At 68.0% G+C, this 7099-nt stretch carries 9 protein-coding genes; 6 read left to right on the top strand and 3 right to left on the bottom strand.

Annotated elements, in window-relative coordinates:
- The first annotated feature begins 196 nt into the window (after positions 1-196).
- Positions 197-1819, top strand: a complete 1623-nt coding sequence (gene mdlC, locus IP86_RS18260; RefSeq protein WP_054163857.1) for a benzoylformate decarboxylase — start codon at positions 197-199, stop codon at positions 1817-1819.
- 22 nt (positions 1820-1841) lie between these two features.
- Here the strand turns inward: mdlC and IP86_RS18255 are convergent, their stop codons facing one another.
- Complete coding sequence (locus IP86_RS18255) at positions 1842-2465, bottom strand: hypothetical protein (protein WP_054163853.1); 624 nt, start codon at positions 2463-2465, stop codon at positions 1842-1844.
- Between the two features lie 112 nt (positions 2466-2577).
- Here IP86_RS18255 and IP86_RS18250 point away from each other — a divergent pair, with 112 nt between their 5' ends.
- From IP86_RS18250 to IP86_RS18240, 3 genes are all read left to right on the top strand, one after another.
- Positions 2578-2766 (top strand): type II toxin-antitoxin system HicA family toxin, encoded by a 189-nt coding sequence (locus IP86_RS18250; protein ID WP_054163852.1) that lies wholly within the window; start codon positions 2578-2580, stop codon positions 2764-2766.
- 3 nt (positions 2767-2769) lie between these two features.
- Positions 2770-3165: a type II toxin-antitoxin system HicB family antitoxin gene (locus IP86_RS18245; RefSeq protein WP_054163851.1), complete on the top strand. Its 396-nt coding sequence runs from the start codon at positions 2770-2772 to the stop codon at positions 3163-3165.
- A 71-nt stretch (positions 3166-3236) separates the two neighbouring features.
- Positions 3237-3677, top strand: a complete 441-nt coding sequence (locus IP86_RS18240) for a hypothetical protein (protein WP_054163850.1) — start codon at positions 3237-3239, stop codon at positions 3675-3677.
- Between the two features lie 19 nt (positions 3678-3696).
- On the opposite strand, the gene IP86_RS18235 is transcribed toward IP86_RS18240, so the two are convergent.
- Positions 3697-4554: a LysR substrate-binding domain-containing protein gene (locus tag IP86_RS18235; RefSeq protein ID WP_054163849.1), complete on the bottom strand. Its 858-nt coding sequence runs from the start codon at positions 4552-4554 to the stop codon at positions 3697-3699.
- Between the two features lie 184 nt (positions 4555-4738).
- Here IP86_RS18235 and IP86_RS18230 point away from each other — a divergent pair, with 184 nt between their 5' ends.
- Together IP86_RS18230 and IP86_RS18225 are read left to right on the top strand one after the other, a co-directional pair.
- Positions 4739-5713 (top strand): sodium-dependent bicarbonate transport family permease, encoded by a 975-nt coding sequence (locus tag IP86_RS18230; RefSeq protein WP_054163848.1) that lies wholly within the window; start codon positions 4739-4741, stop codon positions 5711-5713.
- Between the two features lie 26 nt (positions 5714-5739).
- Positions 5740-6051, top strand: a complete 312-nt coding sequence (locus IP86_RS18225) for a DUF190 domain-containing protein (RefSeq protein WP_054163847.1) — start codon at positions 5740-5742, stop codon at positions 6049-6051.
- A 155-nt stretch (positions 6052-6206) separates the two neighbouring features.
- Here IP86_RS18225 and IP86_RS18220 read toward each other — a convergent pair whose 3' ends face one another.
- Positions 6207-6713, bottom strand: a complete 507-nt coding sequence (locus IP86_RS18220; RefSeq protein WP_054163846.1) for a YciE/YciF ferroxidase family protein — start codon at positions 6711-6713, stop codon at positions 6207-6209.
- Positions 6714-7099 lie beyond the last annotated feature (386 nt).

Genomic DNA, 7099 nt, shown 5'->3' with positions numbered 1-7099 from the left:
GCATCCTCATGGCCGAGGCTCACTGCCCGCATCGCCCCTCACCCCACCCCTCTCCCCGCAAGAGCGGGGCGAGGGAGCGCGCCGTGCAACCGGCACCGCTTCACCCTGCATGTACGCCGTATTGACTCCCCTCCGCGCCTGCTGATTGATCGGCTTCAATCACCAAGCGCGGCGCGTCGTCGCCGGAGGAACCGCCTTGCCGAAGAAGCCGAAGCCGCACGCGGCGGCCGCCACCGTCAAATCCGCCACCTTCGACCTGCTGCGCGCCTTCAACGTCGACAAGGTGTTCGGCAATCCCGGCTCCACCGAACTGCCGTTCCTCAGCGACTGGCCGGACGACATCGACTACGTGCTGGCGCTGCAGGAGGCCTCGGCAGTGGCGATGGCCGACGGCTATGCGCAGGCGACGCGCAATGCCGGCTTCGTCAATCTGCATTCGGCGGCGGGCGTCGGCAATGCGCTCGGCAACATCTACACCGCGTTCAAGAACCAGACGCCGTTGGTGATCACCGCCGGCCAGCAGGCGCGCAGCCTGCTGCCGCTGCAGGCTTTTCTCGGTGCCGAGCGCCCCAGTGAATTTCCCCGGCCTTATGTGAAATACAGCGTCGAGCCGGCGCGTGCCGAAGACGTGCCGACCGCGATCGCGCGGGCGTACTACGTGGCGATGCAGCCGCCCTGTGGACCGACTTTCGTGTCGGTGCCGATCGACGACTGGGCGCGACCGGCAGCGCCCGTCACGCCGCGCACGGTGACGCGCGAGCTCGGCCCCGAGCGCGGCGCGATGCAGGCGCTCGCCGATGCACTGGCCAAGGCGAAGAAGCCGGCGCTGGTTGTCGGCCCAGCGATCGATCGCGCAGCGGCGGTTGAACTGATGGTGCAGATCGCCGAGCGCGCCAGCGCGCCAGTCTGGGTGTCGCCGTTCTCGGCGCGCTGCAGTTTCCCGGAACGGCATCCGCTGTTCGCCGGCTTCCTGCCCGCGTCGCCGGGACAGGTATCGGAAACGCTCGGAGCCTATGACGTCGTCTTGGTGATCGGCGCGCCAGTCTTCACCTTCCATGTCGAAGGCCACGCGGCGATCTTCGACGGCGGCACGCAATTGTTCCAGATCACCGACGACGCCGACGCCGCCTCGGTGACACCGCTCGGCACCAGCATCATTGCGACGATGACGCCGGCACTAGCGTTGTTGCTGGAGTTGCTCCCGCCGACCAAGCGCGCCGCACCGCCGGCCCGCGCGGTGCCTCCGGCGCCGCAAGCCGCCGACCCGATGCCGGCCGAGTATCTGCTCGATGCGCTGAGCAAGGCCATGCCGGACGACGCCATGCTGGTCGAGGAAGCGCCGTCGCATCGGCTGGCGATGCAGAAATACATGCCGATGCGCGGCCAGGATTCGTTCGCCACGATGGCCAGCGGCGGCCTCGGCTGGTCGCTACCCGCAGCAACCGGCTTCGCGCTGGCGAACGGCAAGCGCCGCACCGTCTGCCTGATCGGCGACGGCTCGGCGATGTATTCGGTCCAGGCGCTATGGACCGCCGCGCAGCGCAAGCTGCCGCTGACGGTGATCGTCCTCAACAACGCCGGCTACGGCGCGATGCGCTCGTTCAGCCAGGTCATGCAAGTGCGTAACGTGCCGGGACTCGAACTGCCGAACATCGATTTCGTCCAGTTGGCGCAGTCGATGGGCTGCGCGGCCGAGCGCGTCTCGCGCTGCGCCGATCTGGGCGCGGCGCTCGGCCGTGCGCTGTCGCATGACGGCGTGTTCGTGCTCGAGGCAATGCTGGATAGTGCGGTGCCGCTGCTCTACGCCAAGAACGGCTGACGATCTCTGTGCAGACCTGGCATTACGGCAGCAGGTCCTTCGGCAGGTCGTCGAAGCCGTAGCGCCGCGGACGATTGCGGCGGATGAAGCCGCCGATCTGCCAGCCGAACAGCGCGGCGAAACCGGCGATGAACAGCGCACCGGCCCACGAACCGGTCGCCACCGCGCGCGCCAGCAGCCCGGTCATCGCCGCCGCCACCAGCCCGATCAGCACCAGCGCCGCGGTGTGGATCGCAGGGCGCAGGCCGCCGATGAGTTCAGCATGGCTGCCGGCGGCCCGCATCCGCCGATGCAGCTCGACGATGAACGCCCGATAGGCGTCGTTCTGCGGCGCCATCAGCGCCACGGTCTGCCAGGTCGTCGACAGGATCCGCAGCCGCGCGCCGCCGACATCTTCCAGGTCGGCGCGAAACCGCTGCGACTGCATCGACACCGGCCGGAAGCTGAGCCGCACCCGGGCGATCGTCGCATAGGGCCACAGCCCTGATTTCGGCCCGATCCGCCAGACCAGACCGTCATCGGTCAGCTCGAACTGCTGCGCCGCGCCGATCAACGACGCCTTGAAGGCGTAGGTATCCGTCGAGGCGGCCGGCTTGGCGCCGGACGCTTTGGACTTCGCGCCTGCATTCCGATCCACGTGCGCCACCGCTCGGCTCCTGCTCCCCGCGTCATTGCCGCAGCGGACGCCGCGATGCAATGCGGCGCGAAGCCCGCAGACGACGCTTCTTGCGGACACTCATAATGTGTATAAATACATCATGGACTCGCGCGCCGTGATTGCGGCCCTGAAGGCCGATGGTTGGCATCAGGTCGCCCAAAAGGGCAGTCACCTGGAATTCAAGCATCCGACCAAGCCAGGCCGCACTACGGTGCCGCATCCGAAACGCGACCTGCCGCTCGGCACACTTCGGAGCATCGAGAAGCAGTCCGGCCTGAAGTTGAGGTGATGCATGGCCCATTACATCGCGCTGATCCACAAGGAGCCCGACAGCGACTACGGGGTGTCCTTCCCGGATCTGCCCGGCGCGATCAGCGCCGGCCGCACCCTTGATGAAGCCCGCGACATGGCCGCTGAAGCGCTGGCGCTGCACTTGGAAGGCATGGCCGAAGACGGAGATGCGATCCCCGAGCCCTCGTCGCTCGAACAGGTTATGCAAGATCCCCAAAATCGCGACGGCGTGGCGGTGCTGATCCAGGCGACGCCTCCGGCACCGCGATCGGTGCGGATCAACATCACGCTGCCGGCCGACCTGCTGGCCCAGATCGACGAACACGCCGAGCGTGAGGGATTCACGCGTTCCGGCTTTCTGGCGCAGGCAGCTCGGAAGACGATGACGTCCGCGTAACGCCGCCAGTCCGATCCTCATGGACCGGGCCGCCGCTTCCAAACTCTCTAGCTCTGTCCTAAACATCGACGATGCCCAAAACCGACGCCGCCTCTTTCCCCCGCCATCTGGTCTTCGCCGGCGCGCTGGTCAGCGGCGTGCTGCTGGCGCTGGCGCTGCACATGCTGGGGCAGCGGCTCGGGCTCGATCTCGGCGGGCTGTGGCGCAGCGATCTCGGCGAGTTCATGCCGGCGCGCGCCGCGCTGGCGTGGTGGCTGGTGGCGACGGCCGGCTTCGCAGGCGGTTACTTCACCGCGACGCTGATGCACCACGCCGCCGACGGCCAGATCCCGCCACGGATGCGGCAGTTCCTGATCGCGATCGGCGTGCTGGTGCTGGCCGCCGCCGGCCAGGCCGCCTCGGCGCCCTCCACCGGGACGACCACGACGGGCGTCGTCACCGGCCTCGCCGCGCTGCTGCTCGGCGCCGCGATGGCGTTCTGCGGCGCGCACTTCGCGCTGCGCAAAGGCTGACGGCGCGCCATGTCGCGGACTAACCCAGCGACCGCACGATATGCTCCTTCAGCCGCTGCGCCGGCAGGGACAGCCGGTCGCGCTGCAATAGTGCGATCTCGGTGTCCTTGAGGTTCGGCAGCGGGCCGCCGTCGATCACGTGCAGATCGTCCGGCACCATGTCCTTGGGCAGCACGGTGACGCCGAGGCCGCCGCGCACGGCGGCGAGCGAGCCGGCCAGCGAGCCGCAGGTATAGGCGATCCGCCACGGCTTGCGCGCCTTGTCGAGCGCTTCGGTGGCGCGCTTGCGATACACGCAGGGGCTCGGCGACACCACCAGCGGCAGCGGCCCCTCGCGTTCCTGCGGCGCCGGCTCGCCCGTCACCCACACCAGCGGTTCGCGCCAGACCCGGATGCCGGCCGCCTCGCCGACCCGCTCGCGCTTGATCAGCGCCAGATCGAAGCTGCCCTTCCGGAAGCCGTCGATCACATGCAGCGTCAGATCGCAGGTCACTTCCAACGCCACCGCCGGATAGGCCCGGGCGAAGCGCGACAGCACGTCCGGCAGATGCCGCGTCGCGAAATCCTCCGGCGTGCCGAGCCGCACCACGCCGTGCAGCGCCGGCTCGGTGACGCGGGCGACCAGCTCGTCGTTGACGTCGAGCAGCCGGCGGGCGTGCGCCAGAAACACCTCACCCTCCGGCGTCAGCCTGACGCTGCGCGGGTTACGCTCGAGTAGCTTGCGCCCGAGCGCGTCCTCCAGCCGCTGCAACTGCAGCGACACCGTCGACTGCTGCCGCCGCAGCGATTCCGCCGCGCGGGTGAAGTTGCCCAGCGTGGCGATGGCGACGAACGCCCGCACCAAGTCGAGGTCGAGATTGAGCAGCGGCCGCGGCATCGGGCTTACCATTTATAAATGCAATGATAGATGTTTCTATAATCAATTTCAAAGATGCTGCAACCGCACCTAGGTTCCGCCCCGCCCGCTCGCCGCGGGCGTTCACGCCGCCGCGCGCCCCGAACCGCCTGCGTTCTCGCCGAGACGCGGGACGGCGTCGTGCGCCAGGCCAAAGGGGGCCGACATGCTGGATCTTACGTTCCAAAATCTACTTTCACCGATGGTGCTGTTTTTCATACTCGGGGTCGTGGCCGCGCTGGCGCGGTCGGATCTGTCGATCCCCGAGCCGGTGGCGAAATTACTTGCGCTGTATCTGCTGATGTCGATCGGCTTCCGCGGCGGCGGCGAGGTTGCGCATCAGGGCGTCGACGGCACCATGATCGCGGCGATCGCCGCCGGCGTCGCGCTGTCCTTCGCGTTGCCGTTCGTCGCTTACCTGATCCTGCGCGCCACCAGCCGGCTCGACGCCGTCAACGCCGCGACGGTCGCGGCGCATTACGGCTCGATCTCGGCCGTCACCCTGGTCGCCGTCACCGGCATGCTGGGCCAGCTCGGCATCGCCTGGGACGGCTACATGATCGCGGTCGGCGCCGCGATGGAGACGCCGGCGATCGCCGCCGCGCTGCTGATCGCGCGGGGCAGCACCACCGCCGTCACGCCTGATCAGAGCCGCGGCGCTCTGCTACGCGAGGTGGCGCTGAACGGCTCGATCGTCATCCTGCTCGGCGCCTTCGTGATCGGCGCGCTGACCGGGGCGCGCGGCGCCGCGATGGTCAAGCCATTCCTCAGCGATCCATTCGCCGGCGTGCTGTGCCTGTTCCTGCTCGACATGGGCCTGGTCGCCGGCCGCGGCCTCGCACAAGGCCGGCGGCATTTGTCGCTGCCGGTCACGGTGTTCGGGGTGGCGATGCCGCTGATCGGGGGCACGTTCGGCGCCGCGCTGGGCTGGTTGATCGGCCTGTCGGCCGGCAGCACGGCGGTGCTGATCACGCTGGCGGCTTCCGCCTCCTACATCGCGGTGCCGGCGGCGATGCGGCTGGCGCTGCCGCAGGCCAACCCGGCGGTGGCGCTGACGCTGTCGCTCGGCATCACCTTCCCGTTCAACCTGCTCGCCGGCATCCCGCTGTATATCGCCGCCGCGTCCCGGATCGCGCCATGACCGCCGCCCACACTGGAGACTCCGCCATGCAGACCTTCCCCAAGAAGCGCATCGAGATCGTGGTCGAAGCCCCGTTGCTGCGGCGGATCACCGCGAAGCTGGACGAGACCGGCGTCACCGGCTGGTCGGTGGTGCCGATCCTGGCCGGCCACGGCCGCGACGGCGACTGGACCGCCGAAGGCCAGGTCGGCACCGCGTCGCAGATGGTGATGCTGATCACGATCGTCGACGCGGCGAAGCTGGATTCGGTGCTGGATGCGGTGTTCACGCTGGTGTCACACCAGATCGGGTTCATCACCGTCTCGGACATCGCGGTCGTCCGGCCGGAGCGGTTCTAGCCGGCGTTGACGCCACAGATACAACGATCAGTTGTCATCGAGCTGTCGTATTACTTAGCTGATACGCGCTGCGGCCATCTACCTGCCGGGCGCGAAAAAACGCCGCGCAGTCACCTGCGCGGCGTTTAGCCTCATCCTGTTAGCAAGCTGTCGGATCAGCCCGCGGCGCGGATGTTGATCGACCCTTCGGCCAGCGTCGTGAGCTTCTTGTCGGTGGCCTTTTCTTCGTCGAGGGTCTTTTGCAGAACCGCGGCGCAGTCGTTGCGGCCCAGCCGTTTCGCCCATGCCACGAGGCTGCCGTAGCGGACGATCTCGTAGTGCTCCGCGGCCTGCGCGGCGTTGATCAGCGCCGCATCCAGCACGGTTTTGTCCTCGACCTCGCCGGCGGTCTCCTCGGCTTCCTCGATGATGCCGTCGATCGCGGGGCAATCCACCGCCTTGGCCTTGGCGCCGTGCATTTCGAACACCTGCTCCAGCCGCTTCACATGGCCCCGGGTCTCTTCCAGATGGGTCATGAAGCCCTGCTTGAGCATCGGGTCGGTGGCCTTGTCGGCCATCTTGGGAAGCGCCTTCACGAGTTGTTTCTCGGCGTAATAAATGTCCTGCAGCTGGTGCACGAACAGATCGTCCATGGTCTTGATGTCTTTAGTGAAAAGTCCCATTGCATGGCCTCTCTGGGTTGGAACAAGGCGGCCCGGGGCCGCGCTTGCTGCTCGTTCCGGACGCGGGGTTAACCAGCCGCGCAAGCACCCGTTCCGCCCGCGCGACATCAGCCCTGAGGGCAATGGCGCGGCAGCGCACGGCGTCCTATATCAGGGCAGCAGGTGAGAGCTGTCCGACGCCGAGGGCCGCCATGCCGCGGCGGACCAGCTCCTTTGCGCCACGTCAAGGGCCGGCTGCGCCCTCCGCTCCATGGATGGTTTCGCAAGATGTCGGCCGGATTGCGTGCCGGGGCGTTTATGCCCTAAGGATTTTCGCGGATGAGTTTGTCGGGTGCCGAGTGTCAGGCCGTGCTGCTGGCGGCGCCCGTCGCGTTGCCGCCCCGCCG

Origin of the sequence: Rhodopseudomonas sp. AAP120 (genome assembly GCF_001295845.1) — a bacterium.
In the GTDB taxonomy this organism is placed as follows: domain Bacteria; phylum Pseudomonadota; class Alphaproteobacteria; order Rhizobiales; family Xanthobacteraceae; genus Rhodopseudomonas.
This window is presented reverse-complemented; position numbering and strand designations above follow the sequence as displayed.

Excerpts from the sequence above, each read along its gene's own strand:
- IP86_RS18250 (WP_054163852.1), top strand. The coding sequence starts at position 2,578 with ATGGACTCGCGCGCCGTGATTGCGGCCCTGAAGGCCGATGGTTGGCAT.
- IP86_RS18245 (WP_054163851.1), top strand. The coding sequence starts at position 2,770 with ATGGCCCATTACATCGCGCTGATCCACAAGGAGCCCGACAGCGACTAC.
- IP86_RS18240 (WP_054163850.1), top strand. The coding sequence starts at position 3,237 with ATGCCCAAAACCGACGCCGCCTCTTTCCCCCGCCATCTGGTCTTCGCC.
- IP86_RS18235 (WP_054163849.1), bottom strand. The coding sequence starts at position 4,554 with ATGCCGCGGCCGCTGCTCAATCTCGACCTCGACTTGGTGCGGGCGTTC.
- IP86_RS18230 (WP_054163848.1), top strand. The coding sequence starts at position 4,739 with ATGCTGGATCTTACGTTCCAAAATCTACTTTCACCGATGGTGCTGTTT.
- IP86_RS18225 (WP_054163847.1), top strand. The coding sequence starts at position 5,740 with ATGCAGACCTTCCCCAAGAAGCGCATCGAGATCGTGGTCGAAGCCCCG.
- IP86_RS18220 (WP_054163846.1), bottom strand. The coding sequence starts at position 6,713 with ATGGGACTTTTCACTAAAGACATCAAGACCATGGACGATCTGTTCGTG.